Raw genomic sequence first — 26,956 nt, 5'->3', positions numbered from 1 at the left:
GTGCTGGAAGGGCTTGAACCGGTGCGCCGGCGGCCCGGCATGTACATTGGCGGCACCGACGACAAGGCAATGCACCACCTGTTCGCCGAGGTCATCGACAATTCGATGGACGAGGCGGTCGCCGGCCACGCCACCTTCATCGATGTCGAGCTTTCGGCCGATGGCTATCTGACCGTCACCGACAACGGACGCGGCATTCCGGTCGATCCGCACCCCAAATTCAAGAAGCCGGCGCTCGAAGTCATCATGACGACGCTGCATTCCGGCGGCAAGTTCGACAGCAAGGTCTACGAGACCTCGGGCGGCCTGCACGGCGTCGGCGTTTCCGTGGTCAACGCGCTGTCCGACCACCTCGAGGTCGAGGTCGCACGCGGGCGCCAGCTCTATCGCCAGCGCTTCTCGCGCGGCATTCCGGTGAGCGGCCTGGAGCACCTCGGCGAGGTGCACAACCGCCGCGGCACCAGGACCCGCTTCCACCCCGACGAGCAGATTTTCGGCAAGGGCGCCGCCTTCGAACCGGCGCGGCTCTACCGCATGACGCGCTCGAAGGCCTATTTGTTCGGCGGCGTCGAGATCCGCTGGACCTGCGATCCCTCGCTGATCAAGGGAAAGGACACCACTCCGGCCAAGGCCGAGTTCCATTTCCCCGGCGGTCTCAAGGATTATCTGAAGGCTACGCTCGGCGACGAGTTCCAGGTCACGCGCGAAGTCTTTGCCGGCAAGAGCGACAAGCAGGGCGGCCACGGCTCGCTCGAATGGGCCGTGACCTGGTTCGGCGGCGACGGCTTCCTCAACTCCTACTGTAACACCATCCCGACCGCCGAGGGTGGCACGCATGAGGCCGGCTTCCGCAACGTGCTGACCAGGGGCTTGCGCGCCTATGCCGACCTGATCGGCAACAAGCGCGCCTCGATCATCACCTCGGAAGACGTCATGATCTCGGCCGCCGGCATGCTTTCGGTGTTCATCCGCGAGCCGGAATTCGTCGGCCAGACCAAGGACAGGCTGGCGACGATCGAAGCCATGCGCATCGTCGAGACCGCGCTCCGCGATCCGTTCGACCACTGGCTGGCCGACAATCCGCAGGAAGGCTCCAAGCTTCTCGACTGGGTGATCGCGCGCGCCGACGAGCGCGTCAAGCGGCGCCAGGAGAAGGAAGTGTCGCGCAAGAGCGCGGTGCGCAAGCTGCGCCTGCCGGGCAAGCTCGCCGACTGCACGCAGAACGCTGCGGCCGGCGCCGAGCTGTTCATCGTCGAAGGCGATTCCGCCGGCGGTTCGGCCAAGCAGGCGCGCGACCGCGCCAGCCAGGCGGTGCTGCCGCTGCGCGGCAAGATCCTCAACGTCGCCAGCGCCGGCAACGACAAGCTGGCGGCCAACCAGCAGATCTCGGACCTGGTTCAGGCGCTCGGCTGCGGCACGCGCTCCAAATACCGCGACGAGGATTTGCGCTACGACCGCGTCATCATCATGACCGACGCCGACGTCGACGGCGCCCACATCGCGTCGCTGCTGATCACCTTCTTCTACCAGGAAATGCCGAATCTGGTGAACGGCGGCCATCTCTATCTGGCGGTGCCGCCGCTCTATTCGATCCGGCAGGGTGGCAAGGTCGCCTATGCCCGCGACGACGCGCACAAGGACGAGCTGCTGCGCACCGAATTCACCGGGCGCGCCAAGGTCGAGATCGGCCGCTTCAAGGGCCTGGGCGAGATGATGGCCTCGCAGCTCAAGGAAACGACCATGGACCCGAGGAAGCGCACGCTGCTCAGGGTCGACGTGATCGAAGCCGCGGCGGCGACCAAGGACAGGGTCGACGAACTGATGGGCACCAAGCCGGAAGCCCGTTTCCGCTTCATCCAGGAGCGCGCCGAATTCGCCGAGGCGGACGTGCTGGATATCTGAGTGCTGACCGGTCCATAACAGGCTCCGTTGCGGAGACGAGCATGTGACCTTGGCGCGAGTGAAAGATCTTATCGAGGCGAGGTTCGGTAGCCTGACCCCGCCGACGCGTTCGGACTGGATCTTCGCCCTGCGCACCGTTTCGGCCGGGCTGATCGCGCTGCTCGCCGCCTACGCCCTCAAGCTCGACCACCCGCAATGGGCGATGATGACGGTGTTCATCGTTGCCCAGCCCGTCGCCGGCATGGTGCTGGCCAAGGGTTTCTACCGCCTGCTCGGCTCGCTGGCAGGCGGGTTAGCGGCGATCGGCATCACCTCCCTGTTCGGCGCCAATCCCTGGCTGCTGGTCGTCGTGCTCGCGATGTGGATCGGGATCTGCACGCTGGTCTCGTCGCTGCTGCGCAACCCCGAAGCCTATGGCGCCGCGCTTGCCGGCTACACCGCGATGATCATCGGCCTGCCTGCCTTCGGCCAGCCGCACCTCGTCGTCGATCTTGCCGTCGCGCGCTGCGCCGAGATCGTGCTCGGCATCGTCTGCGCCGGCCTGACCAGCCGGCTGATCCTGCCGAAGCTGGCCGCCGACGCCATCATCTCCCGGCTGAAGCGCAGCATCCTCGACCTTGCCACCTATGCCGGCGGCGCCTTTTCGGGCGGTGACGCCGCCACCCTGGCCGGTCTGCAGAGGAAGCTGATCGCCGACGCCCAGACACTGGCCGAGATGCGCACCTACGCAAGGCTAGAAGCGCCGAGCTTTGCCCCCCGCGCCCATCCCGTCCGGCGCACGATCGGCCAGCTCCTGTGGGCGCTCTCGGCGGCACGCGCATTGCATTCGCATGCCGCGCCGAAGAATGCCGCCCTCATCCCGGTCCGCGGCGAATTGCAGGCCCTGGTCGGCGAAATGGCGACCAGCCCGGGCGCGCTGGATGACACCAGCCCGTGGGTGGCGCGGCTCGACGCGATCGCCCAGGAGGCGCGGCAGACGCCCGAGGCGTCACCGGATCCCGAAAGCGACCGCCTCGGCGCCATCACCCGTCTCACCATCGCCGCCGATTTTGCCGAAGCGCTGAAGCAGGTGCTGCGCGGGCTGGACGCGCTCCGTTCGCCGGCTTCGCGGCCCTCGCGCGACCGCCGCCAGCCGGCGCTCGTCGTCCATCGCGACTATCATGCCGCCTGGCGCAACGCCGTTCGGGCGGGCCTTGCCACGCTGTTGGTCACGGCGTTCTGGCTGACGACGAAATGGTCGGAAGCCGCCGGCACGGTCATCCTCGTCGCCGTCGTCTCCAGCCTGTTCGCCGCCCGCCCCGACCCTGTCGACTCGGCGTGGGGTTTCTTCAAGGGGACCTTGCTTGCGCTGCCCTTTGCGTTCCTCGTCGGCCAGGTCGCACTGCCGGCGCTCCCCGGCTTCGGCTGGTTCACGCTCTTCGTCGTGCCGATCATGGTGCCGGCGGCTCTCGGCATGGCCAATCCGCGCCATGTCGGCGTCGCCACCGCCTTCGCCATCAATTTCCTCGCCTTCCTCAGTCCGCATCAGGCCATGACCTACGATCCTGGCCCGTTCCTCGCCGGGTCGGCGTCGATCCTGGTCGGCATTCTCATCGCCATCGGCGTCTTCATCGTCGTGCTGCCCGCCGATCCATGGGTCACCGTCCACCGCATCCTCCAGGCCATGCGCGAAGACCTGGCCCGGCTTTGCCTGCATGAACGCGTGCCCCGAAGGTCGGCCTTCGAGAGCCTGGCCTATGACCGGGTCAACCAGTTGATGCCGCTGTTGCAGCGCGTCGGCAGGAAGGGCGACGCCGTGCTCGGCGGTAGCATCGCGGCAGTGACCGTCGGGCTCGAGATCCTGCGGCTGCGCAGCGCCCAGCAGGATGCGGAGATCCCGCCGGAAACAGCTCTCTCGATCACCAACTTCCTGCGCGGGCTGGCGCGCGAGCTGCTGTTTCGCAGGCCCGGCGAACCGCAGACGGCGACCATCGCCGTCGCCAGGCAATATGCGGCGAGCATCGCCGAGCGCAGCGACAAGGCCGAAATGCTGCAGGTCGCCGCCTCGCTGCGCATCATCGCCGCCGCGATGGAGGACTATCCGGATTTCTTCGCGAAGGGCCGGGCTGACGCCGGCTAGGCCGCTGCGATCGCCAGCGCATGCCCTCGCGCGTTTTCGCGCAGCGCGTCGAGATGGATCGACTTCACCAGCCCGGCAAGGTCGCCCTCGGCCGATTGCCCGCCGAGCTCCTTCAGCATCAGCCAGCTCACTTCCTGCACGCCGGCGACGCGTTTGCCATTGGCCACCTCGCGCCACACTTTGAGCGCGCGCAGGATGATGCCGTGGGTGGCCGCGGCAAGGCCGGCGCTGCGGAACAGCGCCTGCAGCGCGACGTCGTGCCCACCGGCGAGCAGCGCCCTCACGCGTTGCTCGGATTGCTGGGCAAGCGCCACCAGCGCCGAGCCGAAGAAGTCGACCTTGCCATGCGCGATGGTGCGGATGATGAAGCTCGCGGTGAGGTCGCCACGCAGCCTGAGATGCTCGATCAGCGCGGCATGCTCATCGGCCCGCGTGCCTTCGATCAGTGTCACCGAGGCCTTCACGCAGGCATCGCGCATGACGCGATCGGCTCTTGCCGCGCCCATCAGTGCCAGCACCAGCGGCGAGCCTTTCAGCGTCTCGCCGAGCTTGACCAGCAGCATGTGCCGGCAGTCGGCGGGCAGGCGCCCGTCGGCGATCAGCGCCTCGCGCACCAGCGGCAGATGGCCGTGGCGCTCAGCCATGCGGCGGAAGCTCAGCGATGCGATATCGGCGCCGCTGTTGGCGAGCAGCACGGCGCAGGCCTCCGGCTCGCCGATTTCGGCGATCGCCGCCGCCAGCGCCATCGAGACGACCGGGCGGTCGGCAATCAGTTTCTGGGTCGCCTTCTGGCCGCCGGCGACCCGGTCGATCAAATCGGCATCGGTAAGCAGTGGCGAACGCGCCAGCACCATGGCGGCCACTTCCGGCTGGTCGGAGGCCAGCGCGCTGATGATCTGGATCGGCGCGTGATGGCTCATCGACAGCGCCTCGGCCAGCGCGAGCCGCACTTTCGACGAGGCGTCGTCGAGCAGCAGCGTCAACGCCGCTTCCGCGGCGCAGCGGTCCTCGAAAGGCAGGTCGGAATTGATATAGGCGCGAGCCAGCGCGCTGGCCGCGGCGGCGCGTTCGGCAACCCTTGCCGTATCGATCCATTTTAGAAAATGCGAAACAATCATGCCGACCAGCTTGCGCCCTTGCCGGAACGTCCCGGCCCCGTTGGAAACCGTAGGCCTGAAATGGTTTACGAACGGTTCACCATGTTTATTAACTGGCTTGCGGGCACCGCAGGCAGCGCCTATCAACCCCTGAGCCGTTGAGGAGATCGTGCATGGCCGGGCTTTATCTCGAAGAGTTCGTCGTCGGCCACGTCTTCCGCCACACGCTGCGCAAGACCGTCACCGAGAGCGACAACATGCTGTTTTCGGTGATGACGCTGAACCCGCAGCCGCTGCACATCGATTTCGACTTCGCCGCCAAGAGCGAATGGGGCAAGCCGCTGGTCAACTCGCTGTTCACGCTGGGGTTGATGATCGGCATTTCGGTCAACGACATCACCGTCGGCACCACCGTCGCCAATCTCGGCATGAAGGAAACGGTGTTTCCGCATCCGGTCTTCCATGGCGACACCATCCGTGTCGAAACCACGGTCATCTCGGTGCGCGAGTCCCGCTCGAAACCCGATCGCGGCATCGTCGAATTCGAGCACCGCGCCTACAACCAGGATGACGTTCTCGTCGCCAAATGCACCAGGCAGGCGATGATGATGAAGAAAGCGGCCTGATGCGCTCGCTGCTGTTCGTTCCCGGCGACTCCGAAAAGAAGCTCGAAAAGGGTTTCGGCGCCGGCGCCGACGTCGTCATCGTCGACCTCGAGGATTCCGTCGCCGCCGGCAACAAGCCCGCCGCGCGCGACATCGCGGCCCGATTCATCGCCGGACACAGGCACCAGACGGCCTCCGCGGTCTATGTGCGTGTCAACGATCTGTCGACCGGCCTCACCGACGACGATCTCGCAGCCCTTATTCCAGTTCGACCCGACGGCATCATGCTGCCGAAGTCGAACAGCGGCCAGGATGTCCAACAGCTCTCGGCCAAGCTTAGGGTGCACGAGGCCGAGAACGGCCTCCCCGACGGCGCGATCAGGATCCTGCCGATCATCACCGAGACGCCGGTGGGCCTGCTGGCGGCGGGGAGCTATGCCGGAACCAGCGCGCGGCTCGCCGGCCTCACCTGGGGCGCCGAGGACCTGTCGGCCGCGATCGGCGCCCGCGCCGCCCGCGACGAGAGTGGCCGTTACACCGATGTCTTCCGTCTCGCCCGCACCATGACCATCCTTGCGGCCGGTGCGGCCGAAGTTGCGGCGATCGACACCGTCTTTCCGGATTTCCGGGACATGGCCGCCTTCCAAGCCGAATGCCGCGAGGCCGAGCGCGACGGCTTCACCGGCAAGATGGCGATCCATCCGGCGCAGGTGCCGGTCATCAACGCCGCCTTCACGCCGTCGGCGGAAGCCGTAAAACACTCACAGGCAATCGTCGATGCCTTCGCGGCGGCCGGAAATCCGGGCGTGGTCGGCATCGACGGCAAGATGTACGACCGGCCGCACCTGCGCCTGGCCGAGCGCCTCCTGGCGCGCGCCCGCGACGCCGGGGTTTCCGCCTGACCGTTACCAGACAAGCGGAATCAGGCGATAGCGGACACTGGCCGCGTAGTCGTCATAGCCCCGCAGGCCGGTCCGCAGCGCCTGCTCCTCGATGAAGGTGCGGATCGCCAGCAGCACGATGAAGAAGAGCACCGATGCCAGCCCCCACCAGGAACCAAGCAGAAGCGCCGTGCCGGCAAAATAGAGGATGGCGCCGGCATACATCGGATGGCGGACATAGCTGTAGGGACCTGTGGTGATCACATGCTGTCCGCGCTCGTCCTGGATCTTCACGACGGGCGCCGCGAAGCTGTTCTCCAGCATCGTCAGGTAGCAGATCCAGAGTCCAACCAGCAGGATCACCCCGCCGATCACCAGCACCCACAACGGAACCGCCGACCAGCCGAAACGGAAGTCGAGCCCCATCAGAGCCAACCACGCGAAAATGGCGACGAGCAGTGTCGAAAGCAGCACCTTGTCGACCAGAGGCTGGTTCTTCTGGATGGGAGGGCTGAGCCGCTCGTTCATCAGGCCGGGATCGCGACGGGCCAGCGACATGCCGAGCGTCAGGCTGAGCCCGATCATCACCACCAGATATACCCAGGCTCCCGGCCAGTTCAGCGTGCCGGCCGAGAGGAACAGCACGGCACCCATGAGGCCGAACCAAACGAATGTCTGCAGGATCAGTCTCGCGATCATGACCAGCCTTTCGTGACTTGCCCCGCCGGCGTCTGCCCGAGCTCTATTCAGCCCTTTTCCCAGCGCGGCCGGCGCATCGAGAAGATCTGGTCGACGCTGGCATAGTCCATATAGCCGAGCCGGCCGACATTGCCGGCTCTGACGATGTCGAACATGCCGTCCTTCAGGTAAGCGTCGTCGATGTGGATTCCGACCACCTCGCCGGTGACGACGACGGCACTGGTCTGCGTGCCATCGAGCGCGCGCGGCCGGATGATCTCGGTCACCCGGCATTCGAGCGCGGCGGGCGCCTCAGCCACCCGGGGCGGCGCGACGAGGCGCGACGGCGCCATGGTGAGATCGGCGTAACCGAATTCGCTGACGCCGCGCGGCGCGTCGACCGCAGTGCGATTCATCTTCTGCGCCAGCTCGCGGCTGACCAGATTGGCGACGAACTCGCCGGTCTCCTCGGCGAAGGTGGCGCTGTCCTTCTCGCCCTCGGACGAGAACCAGACGATGAAGGGCTTTGTCGAAAAGGCGTTGAAGAACGAATAGGGGGCGAGGTTGATCTTGCCTTGCCGGTCGATGGTCGAGATCCAGCCGATCGGGCGCGGCGCCACGATCGCCTTGGACGGATCGTGTGGCAGGCCGTGGCCCTTCGACGGTTCGTAGAACATCTGGCCTCTAGCCTGCCCAAGGTCCGGAATAGTCGGCATAGAGTTTTGCCGGATCTGGCCGCGGCCGCTCCGGCGCCGGTCCCTCGTAGGAGCCGATATGGACGAAGCCGATGACGCGCTCTTGCGGCGCCAGGCCAAGGATCGCCCGGCCCTCCGGCACGTCGGAATACCAGTTGCTGATCATGTTGGTGCCATAGCCCAGCGCGTTGGCCGCGATCATCAGATTCATAGCCGCCATGCCGCCCGAGAGGAACATCTCCCATTGCGGGATCTTCGGATTCTCCTTCGGCACCGACACCACGCCGATCACCAGCGGCGCACGCGAGAAGCGCGCCAGCTCCTGGTTGCGCCGGCCCTCGGGCAGCGGCCCCTCGCGCTGCTCGGCCAAGGCCGCCAGCTTCTTGCCGATCTCGACGCGCGCCTCGCCGCGGTAGAGGATGAAGCGCCAAGGCTCGAGACGGCCGTGATCCGGCACGCGCGTGGCGGCGGTGATCAGGGTGGCGATCTCGGCGTCGCTGGGCGCCGGTTCCTTCAGGTCCGGGATCGGCGCGGAGTTCCGGGTCAGCAGGAAGTCGATGATCGGCGACGCCATGGGCGCAAGTCTCCTAGAAGATAAGTTTTGGGCTGAAGCGCGCCGGCGGGAATTCGGGCGGCTCGGGCAATGGCGCTTCGCGCCGGACGGCAAGAGCCTTGTAGACTCTTAAGCCTTGAAATTGCCACCGCCTTGGGCTTCAACGCAAGGCATGTTTGAGGGGACACTGCGCCTTTTCCTGGTCTGGCTCGCGGCCGCACTGCTCGCAGTGCCGGTTTCGCCGGTTTTTGCGCAGAACGCGGACGGCATCAGCAATCTGAAGCTGCCGGGAATTTCGAGCTATGCGACGCCGAAAGGCGACACGTCGCTGGCCTTGAGCGGCGGCGGCGCCATTACGCTATCGGCGCAACTGACCGACAAGGGCGCCGACATCACCCGTGGCATCGTCTGGCGGGTCTTCAAGCCCGAGCCGGCCAGCGACGGCCAGCTGCCGATGGTGGCTTCGGCGCATGGCGGCACCGCCGTGTTCCAGCTCGAGCCCGGCAGCTATCTTGTCCATGCTTCCTACGGACGTGCCGGCGCCACCAAGCGCATCACCGTCGGCAAAGAGGCCAAGCGCGAAAGCCTGGTCCTCGACGCCGGCGGCCTCAAGCTCGACGCCGTGCTGTCGGGCGGCGTGCACATACCGCCGAAAAAGCTGCGTTTCTCGATCTACGAGGACAAGGTCGAGGCCAATGGCGACCGCGCGCTGATCGTCCCTGACGTCGAGCCGAACGCAGTGGTGCGGCTGAATGCCGGCACCTACCATGTCGTCTCCACCTACGGCTCGGTGAATGCCGTCATCCGCTCCGACATCCGCGTCGAGGCCGGCAAGCTGACCGAAGCGACCGTCGAGCATCGCGCCGCCGAGATGACGATGAAGCTGGTGCGCGAGGCCGGCGGCGAAGCGATCGCCGACACCTCCTGGTCGCTGCTCAACGAATCCGGCGACCCGATCAAGGAAACCGTCGGCGCCTTCGCCTCGATGGTGCTGGCCGAAGGCGACTACACCATCATCGCCAAGAACCGCGACCGCATCTACCAGAAGGATTTCACCGTCGTCGCCGGCCAGAACCAGGAGATAGAGGTGCTGGCCACCGAGGCTTCGGCGATCGATCCCGAGGAAGGCGCGGACTGATCGATCTGCCCGTCAGGCCGCCTTGCGCATGCGGCGCGGCAGAAATTGCACGCGACCGCGCGGCGCGACCGGCGCCAGGTCGAAGACGCCGCGATGGAGCCGGTCGAGCAGCGCCTTGCGGTCGCGCAGCGGCTCCAGTTCGTTCCAGGTCAGGATATCGCCGACGCGCACGTCGATGGCCTTGCCCGACAGCCGCGCGAATTCACGGATGAGCAGCGACAAGCGCAGCGTCAGCGACGCCTTGCCGACGAACTTCGCCACCCGCCCTTCGCGCTCGGCCATGTTCATCGGACCGCTGACCAGATGGAACAGCCGGCCGTTCTGGCCGGAAAAATGCATGGGGACGACCGAGGCCTTGGCGTCCTGGATGAGCCTGGCCGGGAACATCTTCCATGGCAGGTCGATTGCCCGGCCGAATCCCTTCGGCGCGGTGGAGACGCCGCCGGCCGGGAAGACAACGATGGTGATGCCTTCCTTCAAGAGCCGCACCGCCTCATGGCGCACCGCCAAATTGTTCTTCAGCGCCTCCTTGGTCTCGGAAAAGTCGATCGGCAGCGAATAGGGTTCCATCTCGCGGATCTTGAGCAGATCCTTGTGGATCATGACGCGGAACGGCCGTCCGAGCTGCTCGGCCAGCGACAGCACGGCAATGCCGTCGCCGATGCCGAACGGATGGTTGGCGACGATCACCAATGGCGTGTCGGGCAGCTCCGCCGGCGGCCATGGAGCGGCGTTCCGGACCCTGACGTCGATGAGTTCCAGCATGCGGCTGAACACGCGCTCGCCGCTCGGCGCCACCTGGCGCCGCCAGAAATCATAAAGTGCTGCAAAACGGTCGCGGCCGGACAGGCCCTCGACCGAATGGATGAACCAGCGCGTCAGCGCCGGCTGATGCGGACTGGCATAGGAAAGCTCGGGAAACGGCCTTTCCCGCAGTTTCAGCTTGAGCATGGCGGCTCGTTACAGGCTTGGCGTGACAGGCATATGAAAATGGCGGTGGAGCGCTCCACCGCCATGCCATCGGGAATGTGCGGATCAGGCAGCGCGTTTGCGCTTGCGATCCGGCGTTACCGCTTCCTCGCTCAACTGTGCGATCGCCTCGGCCAGGTCGAGCGATGCCTGGTCGCGCGACCCCAATCGGCGGATGTTGACCGTCTGCTCCTCGGCTTCGCGCTTGCCGCAAACGAGGATGACCGGGACCTTGGCCAGCGAATGCTCGCGGACCTTGTAGTTGATCTTCTCGTTGCGCAGGTCCGCTTCCGCCAAAAGCCCGGCGGCCTTGAGCTTGGCCACCACCTCGTTCGCGTAGTCGTCGGCATCCGAGGTGATCGTCGCCACCACCACCTGCAGCGGCGCGAACCACAGCGGGAAATGGCCGGAATAGTTCTCGATCAGGATGCCGAGGAAACGCTCCATCGAGCCGCAGATGGCACGGTGCACCATCACCGGCTGCTTCTTTTCCGAATCCGAGCCGATGTAGAAGGCGCCGAAGCGTTCCGGCAGGTTGAAGTCGACCTGCGTGGTTCCGCACTGCCATTCGCGGCCGATGGCGTCCTTCAGCACATATTCGAATTTCGGGCCGTAGAAGGCGCCCTCGCCCGGGTTGATCGAGGTCTTGATGCGATTGCCCGACCGAGTGCGGATCGTGTCCAGCACGCCGCTCATGATCTCCTCGGCATGGTCCCAGGCCTCGTCGGTACCGACGCGCTTGTCCGGCCGCGTCGACAGCTTCACGCTGATCTCGTCGAAGCCGAAGTCGGCATAGGTGGACAGGATGAGGTCGTTGATGCGCAGGCACTCGGACGCAAGCTGCTCCTCGGTGCAAAAGATATGCGCATCGTCCTGCGTGAAGCCGCGCACGCGCATCAGCCCGTGCAGCGCGCCCGAAGGTTCGTAGCGATGGACATTGCCGAATTCCGCAAGCTTGACGGGTAGATCGCGATAAGACTTCAACCCATGCTTGAAGATTTGCACATGGCCCGGACAGTTCATCGGCTTCAATGCGAACACCCGGTCGTCGTCGGTGTCGTCGCCGGCCACCGTCACCTTGAACATGGCGTCGCGATACCAACCCCAGTGGCCCGATGTCTCCCACAGGCTCTTGTCCAGAACCTGGGGTGCATTGACCTCCTGATAGCCCTGCTCGTCGAGGCGGCGGCGCATGTAGTTGACCAGTTTCTGGAACATCTTCCAGCCCTTGGCGTGCCAGAAGACGACGCCAGGGCCCTCTTCCTGGAAATGGAACAGATCCATCTCGCGGCCAAGCTTGCGGTGATCGCGCTTCTCGGCCTCTTCCAGCATCGTCTGGTAGGCGTCGAGCTGCGCCTGGTCGGCCCAGGCGGTGCCGTAGATGCGCGTCAGCATCGGGTTGTTGGAGTCGCCGCGCCAATAGGCGCCGGCCACCTTCATCAGCTTGAAGGCGTTGCCGATCTGCCCAGTCGAGGCCATGTGTGGGCCGCGGCAGAGGTCGAACCAGTCGCCCTGCGCGTAGATCTTGAGGTCCTGGTCGTCCGGGATGGCGTCGATCAGCTCCAGCTTGTAGCGCTCGCCCTTGTCGGCAAACACTTTCTTCGCCTTCTCGCGCGACCAGACTTCCTTGCTGAACGGCTTGTTGCGCTGGATGATCTCGCGCATCTTCTTCTCGATCACCGGGAAATCGTCGGGCGTGAACGGTTCGTTGCGGGCGAAGTCGTAATAGAATCCGTTCTCGATCACCGGCCCGATGGTCACCTGCGTTCCCGGCCACAGTTCCTGCACGGCTTCCGCCAGCACGTGCGCCGCATCGTGCCGGATCAGTTCCAGCGCGCGCGGATCCTCGCGGGTGATGATCTCGACCTTGCCGGACTTGCCGAGCGGATCGGAAAGGTCGCGCACGGTGCCGTCGATGGCATAGGCCACGGCCTTCTTGGCCAGCGACTTCGAGATCGACTCGGCAAGGCCGGCGCCGGTCATCGCCGCGTCGTAGTCGCGGACGGAGCCATCGGGAAATGTCAGGGAAATGGAATTCAGCATAGAGTTCTCCTATCCAGTCCCGCAAACGAGCGCGGGTGGTGAAATGCCGGATGCGTCCGGCGCGGCAGTCTTTTATGGGCAGATGCCGCCGCCGTAAAGCTGCAGCGCCCCTCTATTTGACCAGGCCGGGCAAATCCTTCAGGAACCCTGCCCGCGTCTTCGGGCCCTTTGGCATATCGCTGCGGTTCGTGTCGACGACCAGCCGGGCAAAGACGATCCGGCGCTCGCCCTTTGCGGCCCAGCCGACGAACCAGCCGAGCGTGCGCTCGTCCTCGCCGCCCTTGCCCAGTCTCGTGCTGCCGGTCTTGCCCTGCACCGCCCAGCCCCCGGCCTCGAAGCTCGGGACGATCGCCTCCGCCATCTGATGCGCCTTGGCCGAAACCGGCATCTTGCCGGCAAGCAGCAGCCGCAAGAAGGCAGTCTGCTCCGCAGGCGATATCTCCAGCGAGGAATTCACCCAGGAATGTGTGAGGCCGTCATTCTTGCCGGCATTGCCGGAGACATCCATGTTGCCATAGCCGAATTTCGAAACGTAGCCGGCGAAGCGCTCGCTGCCGACCTTGCGCGTGATTTCGCGGGAGTACCAGAGCACGGAATCGCGCTCCCAGACTGTCGGATCGACCGTCTTCCGATCGCGCTTCACCGCGTTGAACTCGGGCTTGTAGTCCCAGCTCGGCGTATGTTCGTCGGTGAGAACACCGGCATCATAGCCGATGAGCGCCAGCGGCACCTTGAAGGTCGAGGCCGGGCTGAAGCGCTGGTCGCAGACACCGTCGCGATAGAGTGTGTCACCGCTCGCCGCATCCTGGATCAGCGTGCATTCGATATCTCCGAGCGGCGCCGACTGCGCGCGCATCGGGAACCCGAGCAGCCAGGCCAGCAGGAAGAGAACGGCGGCAAAAACGAACGGAAGGCGATCTATCTGGCGCATGGCAGTCTCTCTCCTGAAGGGTACAGGAGCGACTTAGCGGGGCCTCTTGTCTCGATTTTGTCTCAAATGCGCGAGTTCACAGCAACATGCGGTTAACCTAACCAGATCGTTAAGACTTGATGGTCCGGCCACCGCTCCGTGGCAGACCCTCAGGCCTCGAGATCGCCGCGCTTCTTGCCGATCTGGCGGTAGCGCCAGGGCGTGAACCAGAGATAGCGTTTGGCGAGCGTCTCGGGCACAAGGTCGATGCCATGCGTTCCGAACGGACCGCAGCGCAGCACCCGGAAAAGCCCCATCCAGCCGCCGGCCCACAGGCCGTGGCGGGCGATCGCCTCATGCGCGTATTCGGAGCAGGTCGGCAGATGCCGGCAGGAATTGCCGACGAAGCCGGACAGCGTCAGTTGATAGAGACGGACAAGCGACGTGCCGAAGACACGGCCCGGCGTCCTGCGCCAGGGTCCCGGCCAGTTGCGCCCGCGCCGGACCGGCCCGGCGCCGTGCGCATGCCCTTGGTGATCGTGCACCGCAATCTCCGCATCGCCGCGTTCTCCCCGCCATAGATGTGGAGGTTGCGCGCCGAACGCAATCCCATGTCGGCGATCGTCCTCACGGCCGCGCACGACGGATGCGATGGCGATCGATCGACGCGCTTTCGCCGCGGCCGTGGCCGGGCCATCGTTCGCCGCATCCGCTCTGCTGCGTGTCGCCCCGCCACTGGAACGTCGCGATCCGCATGACATCGTGAAGAATGTTCAGGAACTGGATCATGTCAGCTCTCCTTTGAGTGCCGATTAGACCGCCGCTGGTCTTCTCCCTCAAACGAGTATAACGTCCAGGTCGGATAACTTGAGGTTATGCGAATGAAACGCGGCCGCCTGCCCCTCACGGCTCTCAGAAGTTTCGAAGCCGCCGGCCGGCATCTGAGCTTCAGCCGCGCCGCCGAAGAGCTTTTCGTTTCGCAGGCCGCCATCAGCCGTCAGATCAGGGAACTCGAAGCCTTCCTGCGCCAACCGCTGTTCCATCGCCTGCATCGGCGGGTCGAGCTGACGGATGCGGGGCAACGGCTGCTCGACCGATTGGTCAGAAGCTTCGACGACATCGACCGGGTGCTTTCTGACCTGGCGGCCTCGCCCGCGCAATCCGTGGTCCGCGTCAGCGTCGAACCATCGCTCGCCGCCGTGTGGCTGGTCCCGCGGCTCAATCGCTTTCGCCAATTGCGGCCCGACATCGACGTGTCGCTGGAAGTCGATGTGCGACCGATCGAGTTCCGCAGCGATCAGCCCGAACTCGCCTTGCGTTTCAGCGCGCACGCCACGTCATGGCCGCGCGCTGAAGCCGAGCGCCTGGTCTCGACTGTCGATTCACCTGTCTTGTCACCGGGCTTGCTGGCATCGGGCCCTCCCCTGGAAAAGCCGATCGACCTTCGCCATTACACCCTGCTGCACGAAGAAAACCGCCAGGGTTGGGCGCGCTGGTTCCAGGCTGCCGGCGTGCCCGCCGACGCGGTAGCCGCGCGAGGCCCGATGCTGGCAGACATCTCGCTTTCGAAGCAGGCGGCCCTGCTCGGCCATGGCGTGGCCCTCGGCGATCTCCTACAGGTCGGCGAGGAACTCGCGTCAGGCACTTTGATAAAGCCGTTCGACATCGATGTTGCTTCCGGCGCCTATTGGCTGGTGGCCAGGAGCTTGCGGGATCTGCCGGAACCCGCCAAGGCGTTCGCCGAGTGGATCAGAAGCGAGTTCGCCGTGACCAGAAGAGCTGCCTAGCCCGATCCTCAGGCCGCCTGCCCGGCCCGCTTCCTCTCGATCTGGCCGATGGCGTCGACCACGGCATCGAAGGTCAGCATGGTCGAGGCATGGCGCGCCTTGTAGTCGCGCACCGGCTCCAGGAATTTGAGGTCGGCGAAGCGGCCCTCGGGCGGCGCGCCGTTTTCCTTCAACATCTTCAGCATGGTTTCGCGCACTGCGCGCAACTCATCGGCGTGGGCGCCGACGACATTCTGGGCCATGATCGAGGACGAGGCCTGGCCGAGCGCACAGGCCTTCACGTCATGCGCGAAATCGGTGACGACGTCGCCGTCCATCTTGAGGTCGACGGTGACGGTCGAGCCGCACAGCTTGGAATGCGCGCGCGCCGTCGCATCGGGCTGCTCGAGCCGGCCGATCCGGGCGATGTTTCCGGCGAAGCCGAGGATTTTCGCATTGTAGACGTCGTCGATCATATTTTTCCAATCTGTCGCCGCCCAGCGAACAAGGATTGCCGCTGATGCGTCTTTCATTCGCTCGGCACGACCATATATAATGCTGGCAGTCGGGCATCGACAAGGCAGCCAAAAGCCGCCATCGCTGCCCAAATTTGTTCACGCCGCTTGCGGGCTGGAAACCGGGCGAGTTTCTAACACCCGAAAGGTCGTGGTCCGTTCAACTCGTTCCTCCTGAGAGAGGGACTACGGGAGACGCCTTTTATGGATGCCGTCATCAAGAAACTCATGCCACCCTCCGAATACATGGAGAAGCCGATCACCGATCGGCCGAGCGAAGCCGAGGTCGAGGCCGCCGTGCGCACGCTGCTGCGCTGGACCGGCGACAATCCGGATCGCGAGGGCCTGATCGACACGCCGAAGCGTGTGACCAAGGCGTTCCGCGAAATGTTCAACGGCTACGACATGTGCCCGGCCGACGAACTCGGCCGCACCTTCGAGGAAGTCGCCGGCTATGACGACCTCGTCATCGTCAGGGACATAAAATTCCATTCGCATTGCGAGCACCACATGGTGCCGATCATCGGCAAGGCGCATGTCGGCTACCTGCCCGACGGCAAGGTCGTCGGCCTTTCCAAGATCGCCCGCGTCGTCGATATCTTCGCCCATCGCCTGCAGACGCAGGAAGCGATGACGGCGCAGATCGCCGGCGTCATCCAGGACGTGCTCAATCCGCGCGGGGTCGCCGTCATGATCGAGGCCGAGCATATGTGCATGGCCATGCGCGGCATCCGCAAGCAGGACTCCACCACGCTGACCTCGACCTTCACCGGCGTCTTCAAGGACACGCCCGAGGAGCAGGTCCGCTTCGTCACCATGGTGCGCGGCTGATCGTCGGCCGTCACCTGCCAAAGGCGTAGGCTTAGTCGAAAATGGTGGTTTCCGAGGTCCGGAGCTGAGCGTATGAAAAGTACGTGAGCACCGGAAGCGGCGGAAGCCGCCATTTTGCATGGCCCAGCCTCCCCTGAATATCTTTAATAGCTAAGGACCGGCGATGTCGGCACTGCAGTTCCCAGAGGCTCCATCGGACAAGAAAGCGCTGGAGGAAGGCACCGCCTTTTCGCCGCGCTTCGATGCAGCCGGCCTTGTCACCGCGGTCGTCACCGACGCCGAGGACGGCAAGCTGCTGATGGTCGCGCACATGAATGCCGAGGCACTGGCGCTGACGCTGGAAACCGGCATCGCCCACTACTGGTCGCGCTCCCGCAACGCGCTGTGGAAGAAGGGCGAGACCTCGGGCAATGTCCAGACCGTCGTAGAGATGCTCACAGATTGTGACCAGGATTCGATATGGCTTCGCGTGAAAGTGTTGGGCCACGACGCAACCTGTCACACCGGTCGACGTTCCTGCTTTTATCGGACGGTGGGGCTGAACGACGGCAAGGCGGTGCTTGCCGACGACGGCAGCAGGCCGCTGTTCGATGCGGGTGAAACGTATCGGAAGCCGGTGTGAACCATTCAATATTCACAAACCACTCATGTTCACTATTCTCAAACATCCTTGCTGTAGAAGGAATGTGGGATAAGGGGAGATTATGATGCTCGAATGGGCGTCATTACGTGGCAGACCAGATGTTCGAGAGGCCAACGGCCCCTCCTCGTCCGGTGGCGCATCCGACCAGAAGCCTGGCAAGAAGACGGGTATTTCGCTGGCGCTCGGCGGTGGCTGCGCGCGCGGCTGGGCCCATATCGGCGTGCTGCGCGCGCTCGACGAGGCCGGCATTGAAGTGTCGATGATCGCCGGCACCTCGATCGGCGCCCTGGTCGGCGGCTGCTACCTGGCCGGCAAGCTGGACCAGTTGGAGGAATTCGCCCGCAGCCTGACCAAGCGGCGCATCTTCGGCCTCCTCGATCTCAATCTGCGCGGCAGCGGCCTGTTCGGCGGCCTGAAGCTCGACGCAAGGCTGCGCGAGCATATGGCCGGCATCCGCTTCGAGGACCTGTCGAAGCCCTTCGTCGCCGTCACCTCGGAAATCCGCACCGGCCATGAGATCTGGCTGTCCAACGGTTCGCTGATCACGGCCATGCGCGCTTCTTATGCGCTGCCGGGCGTGTTCGAGCCGGTGAACTGTAACGGCCGCGTTCTGGTCGACGGCGCGCTGGTCAACCCGGTGCCGGTTTCGGTCTGCCGCGCCTACGAGCAGCCGCTCGTCGTGGCGGTCAACCTCCACTATGACCTGTTCGGCCGCGCCGCCGTCGTCAAGCACAGCGCCGGCGAGCTGGTCATCGAGAAGGACGCGCCTCAACCCGGCCACATCGATGCTGCGCACCAGTCGCACCAGACGCGGCTTGGCATCACCGGCGTCATGGTCGAAGCCTTCAACATCATCCAGGACCGGATCTCGCGCGCCAGGCTCGCCGGCGACCCGCCCGACATGTCGCTGCAGCCCAAGCTCAGCCATATCGGCCTGACCGAATTCCATCGCGCCGACGAGGCGATCAGCCTCGGCTACCAGGCGACGAAGGCGCAGATCGGCGAACTGACCCGGCTGCAGACCGTTCTCGCCTAATTCACGATCACCCGAAAGCCTCAGGCCAGCGCCGCGTCGGTGATGCGGAACTGCACCGTGCGGTTGCCGTTCCAGTAGTTGCCGGACAGCGACCCGGCGATATGCACCGTCCTGCCCCGGTTCCTGAACAGGAATTCGCCGAGCGCCGTATCGACGGCGCGAAAGGCGATCGCCTGGATGCGGCCGCCGCTTTGCGACTGCAGCTCGGCGCGGATGTGATTGGTGCCGACCGGCCGCGCGTCGGTCAGCCGGTGGCGCGGCAGCGCGAACACCGGCGCGACATGGCCGGCGCCGAACGGACCGGCCTTTTCCAGCGCGTCGAGCAAGGCGAGCGTCGCCCCCTCGGCGGCGAGCGCGCCGTCGATCGCCAGGCTCTCCTCGTCCTGCAGCCTGAACACATCGGCCGCCGCGCGCTCTTCGAAAAAGGCGCGTAGCGCGCCGAGCCCGGCCCGCTCGACCGTGATGCCGGCCGCCATGCCGTGGCCGCCGCCCTTGACGATCAGCCCGGCATCGGCCGCCTCGCGCACCAGCCGCCCGAGATCGAAGCCAGACACCGATCGCCCGGAGCCGGTGCCGACGCCATTGGCGTTGAAGGCGATGGCGAAGGCCGGCCGCCGTGCATGGTCCTTGAGCCGCGAGGCGAGCAGCCCGACAATGCCCGGATGCCAGGTCTGGCTGGCGGTGACGACGATGGCCGGGCCATTGCCGCCGGCAAGCTCGGCATCGGCTTCGGCGCGGGCCTCGGCCAGCATCTCCAGCTCCATCTGCTGGCGCTCCTGATTCAGCCGGTCGAGCGTCTCGGCGATCGTGCCGGCCTCGACCGGATCGTCGGTGGCAAGCAGGCGGCTGCCGAGCGCGGCGTCGCCGATGCGCCCGCCGGCATTGATGCGCGGCCCGATCAGATAGGCGAGGTGGAAGGTGCTGATCGGCTCGCCGATGCGCGACACCCGGGCAAGGGCTGCCAGACCCTCGTTCTTCTGCTGGCGCGCCACCTGCAGCCCCTTGACGACGAAGGCGCGGTTGACGCCGGTGAGCGGGACGACGTCACAGACGGTGGCCAGCGCCACCAGGTCGAGCAATGACAGAAGGTCCGGCTGTGCCGCCTCGGGCAGCCGGCCGCGCAGCACCTTCGCCGTCTGCACCAGGCAGAGGAAGACGACGCCGGCGGCGCAAAGATGGCCCTGCCCGGAAAGATCGTCTTCGCGGTTGGGATTGACCACCGCATTCGCCGCTGGCAGCGGTCCGCCGACCTGGTGGTGGTCGAGCACCACGACATCGGCGCCCGCTTCCTTCGCCGCCTCGATCGAGACGGCGCTGTTGGTGCCGCAGTCGACGGTGACGATCAGCTTGGCGCCGCGCGAGACGAGGTCGCGCATGGCTTCCGGATTGGGGCCGTACCCCTCGAAGATGCGGTCGGGAATATAGATTTCCGACGGCACCGAGAAATGCGCCAGGAACCGTTTGAGCAGCGCCGACGACGCGGCGCCGTCGACATCGTAGTCGCCGAAGATCGCCACCTTCTCCTTGGCGACGATCGCTTCCGCGATGCGCGCCGCCGCCCTGTCCATGTCGGTGAGCGAGGCCGGGTTCGGCAACAGGTCGCGGATCGTCGGGTCGAGGAAGCGCTCGGTCTGCTCGGCAGTGACGCCGCGTCCGGCCAGCACGCGTGCGACGATGTCGGGCACGCCGTGGCCCTGGGCGATGGCGAGCGCGTTCATATCCTGCCGTTCGGTCAGCCGGTGCTCCCAGGAGACACCGGTGGCCGACTGCCTGACATCCAGGAAAAGCCGTCTTTCGCCCGTCATGCGACGCGCCGCCCGCATATTTTCATAGTGCCGATACTAATATGCGACGGCTAATCGGGACGGAATCAAAACTTTTCCAGATCCTGGTGGCGCGCCTTGATCTCGCGCACCGTCCGCGACGAGGACCGCAGCACGATGGTGTGGGTGGTGATGAAGGTGCGGCCGAACTTGACGCCGTCGAGCATGTTGCCGTCGGTGACGCCGGTTGCCGCGAACAGCACGTCGCCGCGCGCCATGTCCTTCGCCTGATAGACCCGTTTCGGATCGGAAATGCCCATCTTGGCGGCGCGCGCCACCTTCTCCGGCGTCTCGAGGATCAGCCGGCCCTGCATCTGGCCGCCGGTGCAGCGCAGCGCCGCCGCCGCCAGCACGCCTTCCGGCGCGCCGCCGGTGCCGAGATAGATGTCGATGCCGGTTTCTTCCGGATCGGTGGTGTGGATGACGCCGGCGACATCGCCGTCGCCGATCAGCCGGATCGCCGCGCCCGTCGCGCGCACCGCATCGATCAGCTTGGCGTGGCGCGGGCGGTCGAGGATGCAGGCGGTGATGTCGGACACCGCGACACCTTTGGCCTTGGCCAGACTGGCGATGTTGTCGGCCGGCGCGGCATCGATGTCGATGACGCCGTCGGCATAGCCGGGACCGATGGCGATCTTGTCCATATAGACGTCGGGCGCGAACAGCAGACTGCCCTTTTCCGCGATGGCGATGACCGCCAGCGCGTTGGGCAGGTTCTTGGCGCAGATCGTCGTGCCTTCGAGCGGATCGAGCGCGATATCGACCGCCGGGCCTTTGCCGGTGCCGACCTCCTCGCCGATGTAGAGCATCGGCGCTTCGTCGCGCTCGCCCTCGCCGATCACCACCGTGCCCTTGATGGCGAGGCGGTTGAGCTCCTGGCGCATGGCATCGACCGCGACCTGGTCGGCCGCCTTCTCGTCACCCCGCCCGCGCAGTCTGGCGGCCGCCACCGCTGCCCGCTCGGTGACGCGCACCAACTCCATGGTGAGTATCCGGTCGAGGCCGGCGACAATGTTCTGCGCGATGTTCATAAGCGGCAGTTCCTCGTTGAAACGCTGCCTCCCGCCAGAGGCGCGTTTCTTGTGTCAAAGCTCCGTGACAACGGCAAGACTTGGCCGCGGATTTTTTGAAATCCCAGCAATATCAATCGATTAAAGGAGAGTTTGGCTATTCCGCCCGCTCGATGCGGATCACCTGCGGCTTGTCGGTCAAATGGCCGTCCTTGGTGATGCCTTCGACAGCCTTGCGCACCGCGGCCTCCGTCGTCTCGTGGGTGACGAGGATGACGGTCTTCTGGGCGTCGGTTTCAGGCCCGGCCGCCTGCTGGACGATCGATTCCAGCGAGATGTCGTTATCGGCCATGCGCTTGGCGATCGCTGCGAAGACGCCGATGCGATCGTGCACGGTGAGCCGGATGAAATAGCCGCCGGCATGGCTGCGCATCTGCGCCCTTTTGTAGGGCTTCAGCTCCTTCGCCGGGCGGCCGAAGACCGGACCGTGCTGGAAGCCCGGCCGGCTCTTGGCGATATCGGCAATATCGCCGATCACCGCCGAGGCGGTAGCGTTGCCGCCGGCGCCGGGGCCGGAAAGCAGGAGCTCGCCCAGGATGTCGGTCTCGATCGCCACCGCGTTGGTGACGCCGTGCACCTGCGCGATGACGGAAGCCGTCGGCACCATGGTCGGGTGCACGCGCTGCTCGATGCCGCTCTCGGTGCGCTGCGCGACGCCAAGCAGCTTGATGCGGTAGCCGAGGTCGCCGGCCGCGCGGATGTCGGCCTGGGTGATGTTGGAGATGCCTTCCATATAGATGTCGTTGGCGGCGATCTTCGTGCCGAAGGCAAGGCTGGTCAGGATCGACAGCTTGTGCGCGGTGTCGTGGCCCTCGATGTCGAAGGTCGGATCGGCTTCGGCATAGCCGAGCCGTTGCGCGTCCTTCAGGCAGGCGTCGAAGGTGATGCCCTCGGCTTCCATGCGGGTCAGGATGTAGTTGCAGGTGCCGTTGAGGATGCCGAAGACGCGGGTGACCGAATTGCCGGCCATCGCCTCGCGCATCGTCTTGATCACCGGGATGCCGCCGGCGACCGCCGCTTCGTAGTTCAGCAGCACGCCCTTCTTCTCGGCGATCTCGGCCAGCTGCACGCCATGCTTGGCCAGCAGCGCCTTGTTGGCGGTAACCACATGGCGGCCGGCCTCGAGTGCCGCTTTCACCGAGGCCCGCGCGGGGCCCTCGTCGCCGCCGATCAGTTCGACGAAAACGTCGATATCGGCCGTCTCCGCCATCTTGACCGCATCGTCGAACCATTGAGCGCCACCAAGATCGACGCCGCGGTCGCGCTTGGGATCGCGGGCCGAGACGGCTGCCACGACGATGTCGCGGCCGCACTGGCGGGTGAGCTCGGCCGCCTTGTCGCGCAACACGCGCGCTACCGAGGCGCCGACCGTGCCGAGGCCGGCAATTCCAACACGCAACGCTTCAGCCATGTCCGGCGATGCCCCTCAAAAATTCGATCGGTGATGTCAGGCGAACTCAGCGGTGCGCGGAGAGCGGCACCACATTGTTGGGCTGCTTGGCGGTGGACGCCAGGAAGCGCTTGATGTTGCGGGCCGCCTGGCGGATGCGGTGCTCGTTCTCGACCAGCGCCACGCGCACGAAATCGTCGCCATGCTCGCCGAAGCCGACGCCCGGCGCCACCGCCACGTCGGCGTGCTCGATCAGGAGCTTGGAGAATTCGAGCGAGCCGAGGTGACGGAACTGCTCCGGGATCGGCGCCCAGGCGAACATCGAGGCCGCCGGCGCCGGAATGCTCCAGCCGGCGCGGCTGAAGGAATCGACCATCACGTCGCGGCGCTTGTGGTAGACCTCGCGCACCTCGGCGATGTCGGCGCCGTCGCCGTTGAGCGCATGCGCTGCCGCCACCTGGATCGGCGTGAAGGCGCCGTAGTCGAGGTAGGACTTCACCCGCGTCAGCGCCGAGATCAGCCGCTCGTTGCCGACGGCGAAGCCCATGCGCCAGCCGGGCATCGAAAAGGTTTTCGACATCGAGGTGAACTCGACGCAGACGTCGATCGCGCCCGGCACCTGCAGCACCGAGGGCGGCGGATTGCCGTCGAAATAGATCTCGGAATAGGCGAGATCCGACAGGATGATGATGTCGTTCTTCTTGGCGAAGGCGACGACGTCCTTGTAGAAATCGAGCGATGCGACCAGCGCCGTCGGGTTCGACGGATAGTTGAGGATCAGCGCCAGCGGCTTCGGGATCGAGTGGCGGATGCCGCGCTCGACCGCCGGGATGAAGCCGTCGTCGGGTTCCACCTGCAGCGAGCGGATGACGCCGCCCGACATGATGAAGCCGAAGGCGTGGATCGGATAGGTCGGGTTCGGGCAGAGGATCACGTCGCCAGGCGCGGTGATCGCCTGCGCCATGTTGGCGAAGCCTTCCTTCGAGCCAAGCGTCGCCACCACCTGCGTGTCGGGATTGAGCTTCACGCCGAAGCGGCGCTGATAGTACGCCGCCTGGGCGCGGCGCAGGCCCGGAATGCCGCGCGAGGAGGAATAGCGATGCGTGCGCGGATCGCGCACCACTTCGCACAATTTGTCGACGATGGCCTTCGGCGTCGGCAGGTCCGGATTGCCCATCCCAAGGTCGATGATGTCGGCGCCGCGCGAGCGGGCGCTGGCCTTCAGCCGGTTGACCTGCTCGAACACGTAAGGCGGAAGCCGGCGGACCTTGTGAAATTCTTCCATGTCAGTTCCAGACATTCAAAGGTGGTTTTCGGCGCGCGATATATCCCTAATTGCAGCTAGGGTCGAGGGCGGGATCGCATTTCGTCTCAATCTGCTTCAGCGCCTGGTCGCCATGGTTCTTGGCCAGCGAGTTGAGCGCCGCCGGGCTTGCGGTCTGGCCGCCGCCACCGCTCTTGGCGAGTTGCGCCTGCTGCTCGCCCTTCAACTGGGCAAGCTTGGCGTCCGTCTCCTCCTTGGTGAGCTGCTTGGCGGCCACTTGCGGCGGAATGTTGAGGTTCGGATAGGAACCGGTGTCCTTCGGTCCCTCGACGCCGGCGACCGGCGCCGTATTCGAAGTGTTGCTGGTCGAGCAGCCGCCCGCCGCCAGCATGCCGGCCGACAGCAACGCCATCGCCCCGGCGATGCGGCAAATGCGACCGGCGTCCGAAAAAACCGTCTTGCCAATATTAATCGTCATATTGTTTTCCTGGCAGCCGGGTTAGAGCGTGTTGGACCCGGTCAGATGTCCCATGATAATATGTCAAGAAAACGCCCCGGGAGGAACCCCGCGAACCATGTCCAAAGCTGCCGATTCGGACAAAGCGGAAGATGGCGGACCTTCGTCGGTCGAGCAATATCTGGTCAAGGACCCAGAACGCTTCGCATTGAACATGGCGCGCATGGTCGAGCAGGCCGGAAAGGCGGCCTCCGCCTGGGCCGAGCCGCGCGAGAAGGGCGAGGTGCGCGACCACGTCGCCGAGCCTGTCGTCGACATGGTCAAGACCTTCTCCAAGCTCAGCGAGTACTGGCTGGCCGACCCGCAGCGCGCGCTTGAGGCGCAGACGCGGCTGTTCGCCGGCTACATGACGGTATGGGCGAACGCCATCCAGCGCGTCAGCCCGAATGGCGAGGCGCCGCCTGACGACGCCGTCAAACCCGAACGCGGCGACAAGCGCTTCCAGGACCCGGAATGGGGCCGCAACGCCTTCTTCGATTTCCTGAAGCAGGCCTATCTCGTCACCTCGCGCTGGGCGGCCGATCTGGTCGAGCATGCCGAGGGTCTCGACGAGCACACGCGCCACAAGGCCAGCTTCTACGTCAAGCAGGTGTCCAACGCGATCGCGCCGTCGAACTTCATCCTGACCAACCCGGAACTGTTCCGCGAGACCGTCGCCTCCAACGGCGAGAACCTGGTTCGCGGCATGAAGATGCTGGCTGAGGATATCGCCGCCGGCAAGGGCGACCTGAAGCTCCGCCAGGCCGACTATTCGCCCTTCGAGATCGGCAAGAACGTGGCGACGACGCCCGGCAAGGTGGTCGGTCGCAGCGACGTCGCCGAGATCATCCAGTACGATCCGGTGACCGAGACCGTGCTCAAGCGTCCCTTGCTGATCTGCCCGCCGTGGATCAACAAGTTCTACATCCTCGATCTCAACCCGCAGAAATCCTTCATCCGCTGGGCGATCGAGCAGGGCCACACTGTCTTCGTCATCTCCTGGATCAATCCGGACGAGCGCCACGGCTCCAAGGGTTGGGAAGCCTATATCCGCGAAGGCCTGCAATTCGGCCTCGACATGGTCGAGAAGGCCACCGGCGAGAAGGAAGTCAACGCCATCGGCTACTGCGTCGGCGGCACGCTGCTCGCCGCGGCGCTGGCGCTGCTGGCGCAAGAGGGCGACAACCGCATCAAATCGGCGACCTTCTTCACCACGCAGGTCGACTTCACCTATGCCGGCGACCTGAAAGTATTCGTCGACGAGGACCAGGTCGCGGCGGTCGAGCGGTCGATGAACGAGAAGGGCTATCTCGACGGCACCAAGATGGCGACCGCCTTCAACATGCTGCGCTCGGGCGACCTGATCTGGCCCTATGTCATCAACAACTACATGCGCGGCAAGGATCCCCTGCCCTTCGACCTCTTGTACTGGAATGCCGATTCGACCCGCATGGCGGCGGCCAACCATTCCTTCTACCTGCGCAACTGCTATCTCGAGAACAACCTCTCGCGCGGCACTATGGAGCTTGCCGGCCGCACCGTCTCGCTGGGCGACATCAGGATCCCCGTCTACAACCTGGCCACCAAGGAGGATCACATCGCGCCTGCGCTGTCGGTGTTCCTCGGCTCGCGCTATTTCGGCGGCAACGTCGAATATGTGGTGGCGGGCTCCGGCCACATCGCCGGTGTCGTCAATCCGCCGGCCGCGAAGAAGTATCAGTACTGGACCGGCGGCAAACCGGTGGGTGATTTCGGCCAGTGGTTCGCCGCCGCCGTGGAGCATCCCGGCTCCTGGTGGACGCACTGGCAGCACTGGGTCGAGACCCAGGACAAAGCCCGCGTGCCGGCGCGCAAACCCGGCAAGCATATGAAAACCTTGGGCGATGCGCCGGGCACCTATGTCAAGGTGCGCGTGTAACAGTCTGTAATGTCTGGTGAGTTGACGGCCCGCTAAAACAGGTCGAAATGGTGGCGTCAACTATCTGGCGGCTTCATTTCGCCTGGAAAAAACGATTACTTCCGAGGCTTGCAGATTTGACACAGGTCCCGTTTCCGGTTTGGGAACAGAACAGCCGTTGCGAGGGGCGTAGAACGCTGCGGCGATGACCAGACGGCCGGATACCGAGGGGGAATTTAGTTTTGAGATCAGGTGGTTGGCGTCTCGCGCGGAGGGAAGGTCGCAGCATTGCGGCAGCGCTTTTCTCAGTGCTTCTGGCCTCCTGCACCTCCGCCGGCGACCCCACGATGTCGGTCGGCATGCCCGGCTACAATACCACCACCACCGAGATGAGCGCTGCAACCGGCGCCAAGCCAGCGACCTCGACCGATTCGTCTCTGCAGGTGACGTCGGCCTCATCGGAGGCGGTGTCGACCGTGATGAGCGAGGACGACAAGCCTCTGCCTGAGAAGGTTGCCTACGTACCGGTGACGAAGCCCGGATCGGCCTTCCCGATCAACGTGCCCGCCGGCGCCGACACCATCGCCGGCAACACGCCGCAGCCACTGGTGCAGCAGGCCCAGGCAGCCGAGCAG

General features: G+C 65.3%; 25 protein-coding genes and 1 pseudogene. 11 read left to right on the top strand and 15 right to left on the bottom strand.

Annotated elements, in window-relative coordinates; translation table 11 throughout:
* Positions 1 to 1,902: DNA topoisomerase IV subunit B (gene parE / locus EN738_RS08705; protein WP_127283332.1), on the top strand; the 1,902-nt coding region annotated here is incomplete at its 5' end.
* A 43-nt stretch (positions 1,903 to 1,945) separates the two neighbouring features.
* Positions 1,946 to 4,021 carry an FUSC family protein gene (locus tag EN738_RS08700; RefSeq protein ID WP_127283331.1) on the top strand — a complete coding sequence of 692 codons (2,076 nt, stop codon included), beginning with the start codon at positions 1,946 to 1,948 and terminating at the stop codon, positions 4,019 to 4,021.
* Here EN738_RS08700 and EN738_RS08695 read toward each other — a convergent pair.
* Complete coding sequence (locus EN738_RS08695; RefSeq protein ID WP_127283330.1) at positions 4,018 to 5,139, bottom strand: DUF2336 domain-containing protein; 1,122 nt, start codon at positions 5,137 to 5,139, stop codon at positions 4,018 to 4,020. The two genes, EN738_RS08700 and EN738_RS08695, sit on opposite strands and share 4 nt — an antisense overlap.
* A gap of 152 nt (positions 5,140 to 5,291) precedes the next feature.
* Here EN738_RS08695 and EN738_RS08690 point away from each other — a divergent pair, with 152 nt between their 5' ends.
* Positions 5,292 to 5,744 carry a MaoC family dehydratase gene (locus tag EN738_RS08690; protein WP_127283329.1) on the top strand — a complete coding sequence of 151 codons (453 nt, stop codon included), beginning with the start codon at positions 5,292 to 5,294 and terminating at the stop codon, positions 5,742 to 5,744.
* Positions 5,744 to 6,625, top strand: coding sequence for a CoA ester lyase (locus EN738_RS08685; RefSeq protein WP_127283328.1), 882 nt, complete (start codon positions 5,744 to 5,746; stop codon positions 6,623 to 6,625). The genes EN738_RS08690 and EN738_RS08685 overlap by 1 nt, the downstream gene beginning before the upstream one ends.
* Positions 6,626 to 6,628: 3 nt before the next feature.
* On the opposite strand, the gene EN738_RS08680 is transcribed toward EN738_RS08685, so the two are convergent.
* The 3 genes from EN738_RS08680 to EN738_RS08670 are packed head-to-tail and all read right to left on the bottom strand — an operon-like array spanning position 6,629 to position 8,551.
* A complete protein-coding gene (locus EN738_RS08680; protein WP_127283327.1) occupies positions 6,629 to 7,303 on the bottom strand; it encodes an isoprenylcysteine carboxylmethyltransferase family protein in 675 nt (224 codons plus the stop codon).
* Between the two features lie 47 nt (positions 7,304 to 7,350).
* Positions 7,351 to 7,959: a flavin reductase family protein gene (locus EN738_RS08675; RefSeq protein ID WP_127283326.1), complete on the bottom strand. Its 609-nt coding sequence runs from the start codon at positions 7,957 to 7,959 to the stop codon at positions 7,351 to 7,353.
* Positions 7,960 to 7,966: 7 nt separating this feature from the next.
* Complete coding sequence (locus EN738_RS08670; RefSeq protein WP_127283325.1) at positions 7,967 to 8,551, bottom strand: nitroreductase; 585 nt, start codon at positions 8,549 to 8,551, stop codon at positions 7,967 to 7,969.
* Positions 8,552 to 8,702: 151 nt separating this feature from the next.
* Here EN738_RS08670 and EN738_RS08665 point away from each other — a divergent pair, with 151 nt between their 5' ends.
* Entirely contained in the window at positions 8,703 to 9,668 is a 966-nt protein-coding gene (locus EN738_RS08665; RefSeq protein WP_127283324.1) for a hypothetical protein, read from the top strand.
* Positions 9,669 to 9,680: 12 nt separating this feature from the next.
* On the opposite strand, the gene EN738_RS08660 is transcribed toward EN738_RS08665, so the two are convergent.
* The 5 genes from EN738_RS08660 to EN738_RS35390 all read right to left on the bottom strand — a co-directional run bounded on the left by EN738_RS08660 (position 9,681) and on the right by EN738_RS35390 (position 14,379).
* The gene (locus EN738_RS08660) at positions 9,681 to 10,619 is read right to left on the bottom strand and encodes a GNAT family N-acetyltransferase (protein ID WP_127283323.1); all 939 of its coding nucleotides are present in this window, start codon (positions 10,617 to 10,619) and stop codon (positions 9,681 to 9,683) included.
* A gap of 84 nt (positions 10,620 to 10,703) precedes the next feature.
* Positions 10,704 to 12,680, bottom strand: coding sequence for a threonine--tRNA ligase (gene thrS / locus EN738_RS08655; RefSeq protein WP_127283322.1), 1,977 nt, complete (start codon positions 12,678 to 12,680; stop codon positions 10,704 to 10,706).
* Between the two features lie 112 nt (positions 12,681 to 12,792).
* Entirely contained in the window at positions 12,793 to 13,611 is an 819-nt protein-coding gene (gene blaOXA, locus EN738_RS08650; protein WP_127283321.1) for a class D beta-lactamase, read from the bottom strand.
* 149 nt (positions 13,612 to 13,760) lie between these two features.
* Positions 13,761 to 14,135 carry a membrane protein insertion efficiency factor YidD gene (gene yidD / locus EN738_RS08645; protein WP_127283320.1) on the bottom strand — a complete coding sequence of 125 codons (375 nt, stop codon included), beginning with the start codon at positions 14,133 to 14,135 and terminating at the stop codon, positions 13,761 to 13,763.
* An 82-nt stretch (positions 14,136 to 14,217) separates the two neighbouring features.
* Entirely contained in the window at positions 14,218 to 14,379 is a 162-nt protein-coding gene (locus EN738_RS35390; RefSeq protein ID WP_187331291.1) for a hypothetical protein, read from the bottom strand.
* A 92-nt stretch (positions 14,380 to 14,471) separates the two neighbouring features.
* Between EN738_RS35390 and EN738_RS08640 the strand changes: the two genes are divergently transcribed.
* Entirely contained in the window at positions 14,472 to 15,377 is a 906-nt protein-coding gene (locus EN738_RS08640) for a LysR substrate-binding domain-containing protein (protein ID WP_127283319.1), read from the top strand.
* 8 nt (positions 15,378 to 15,385) lie between these two features.
* On the opposite strand, the gene EN738_RS08635 is transcribed toward EN738_RS08640, so the two are convergent.
* Complete coding sequence (locus EN738_RS08635; protein WP_127283318.1) at positions 15,386 to 15,832, bottom strand: iron-sulfur cluster assembly scaffold protein; 447 nt, start codon at positions 15,830 to 15,832, stop codon at positions 15,386 to 15,388.
* A gap of 243 nt (positions 15,833 to 16,075) precedes the next feature.
* Here EN738_RS08635 and folE point away from each other — a divergent pair, with 243 nt between their 5' ends.
* The 3 genes from folE (at position 16,076) to EN738_RS08620 (ending at position 18,381) form a co-directional block, all read left to right on the top strand.
* Positions 16,076 to 16,702 (top strand): GTP cyclohydrolase I FolE, encoded by a 627-nt coding sequence (gene folE / locus EN738_RS08630; protein WP_127283317.1) that lies wholly within the window; start codon positions 16,076 to 16,078, stop codon positions 16,700 to 16,702.
* A 163-nt stretch (positions 16,703 to 16,865) separates the two neighbouring features.
* On the top strand, positions 16,866 to 17,324 hold the full coding sequence (hisI, locus tag EN738_RS08625) for a phosphoribosyl-AMP cyclohydrolase (protein WP_127283316.1): 459 nt from the start codon (positions 16,866 to 16,868) through the stop codon (positions 17,322 to 17,324).
* A gap of 85 nt (positions 17,325 to 17,409) precedes the next feature.
* Positions 17,410 to 18,381, top strand: coding sequence for a patatin family protein (locus EN738_RS08620; protein WP_127283315.1), 972 nt, complete (start codon positions 17,410 to 17,412; stop codon positions 18,379 to 18,381).
* A 20-nt stretch (positions 18,382 to 18,401) separates the two neighbouring features.
* On the opposite strand, the gene recJ is transcribed toward EN738_RS08620, so the two are convergent.
* The 5 genes from recJ to EN738_RS08595 all read right to left on the bottom strand — a co-directional run bounded on the left by recJ (position 18,402) and on the right by EN738_RS08595 (position 24,406).
* Positions 18,402 to 20,186 (bottom strand): single-stranded-DNA-specific exonuclease RecJ, encoded by a 1,785-nt coding sequence (gene recJ, locus EN738_RS08615; protein ID WP_127283314.1) that lies wholly within the window; start codon positions 20,184 to 20,186, stop codon positions 18,402 to 18,404.
* A 65-nt stretch (positions 20,187 to 20,251) separates the two neighbouring features.
* A complete protein-coding gene (gene glpX, locus EN738_RS08610; RefSeq protein WP_127283313.1) occupies positions 20,252 to 21,235 on the bottom strand; it encodes a class II fructose-bisphosphatase in 984 nt (327 codons plus the stop codon).
* Positions 21,236 to 21,371: 136 nt separating this feature from the next.
* Complete coding sequence (locus EN738_RS08605) at positions 21,372 to 22,685, bottom strand: homoserine dehydrogenase (RefSeq protein ID WP_127283312.1); 1,314 nt, start codon at positions 22,683 to 22,685, stop codon at positions 21,372 to 21,374.
* 46 nt (positions 22,686 to 22,731) lie between these two features.
* Positions 22,732 to 23,949, bottom strand: coding sequence for an LL-diaminopimelate aminotransferase (locus tag EN738_RS08600; RefSeq protein ID WP_127283311.1), 1,218 nt, complete (start codon positions 23,947 to 23,949; stop codon positions 22,732 to 22,734).
* A 46-nt stretch (positions 23,950 to 23,995) separates the two neighbouring features.
* Positions 23,996 to 24,406 (bottom strand): hypothetical protein, encoded by a 411-nt coding sequence (locus tag EN738_RS08595; protein WP_189605782.1) that lies wholly within the window; start codon positions 24,404 to 24,406, stop codon positions 23,996 to 23,998.
* 97 nt (positions 24,407 to 24,503) lie between these two features.
* On the opposite strand from EN738_RS08595, the gene phaC reads away from it, so the two are divergent.
* The gene (phaC, locus tag EN738_RS08590) at positions 24,504 to 26,342 is read left to right on the top strand and encodes a class I poly(R)-hydroxyalkanoic acid synthase (protein WP_127283310.1); all 1,839 of its coding nucleotides are present in this window, start codon (positions 24,504 to 24,506) and stop codon (positions 26,340 to 26,342) included.
* 326 nt (positions 26,343 to 26,668) lie between these two features.
* A pseudogene (locus tag EN738_RS08585) lies at positions 26,669 to 26,956 on the top strand (peptidase M15A); the annotation flags it as partial.

Origin of the sequence: Mesorhizobium sp. M4B.F.Ca.ET.017.02.2.1 (genome assembly GCF_003998955.1) — a bacterium.
Taxonomy (GTDB): Bacteria; Pseudomonadota; Alphaproteobacteria; order Rhizobiales; family Rhizobiaceae; genus Mesorhizobium; species Mesorhizobium abyssinicae.
This window is presented reverse-complemented; position numbering and strand designations above follow the sequence as displayed.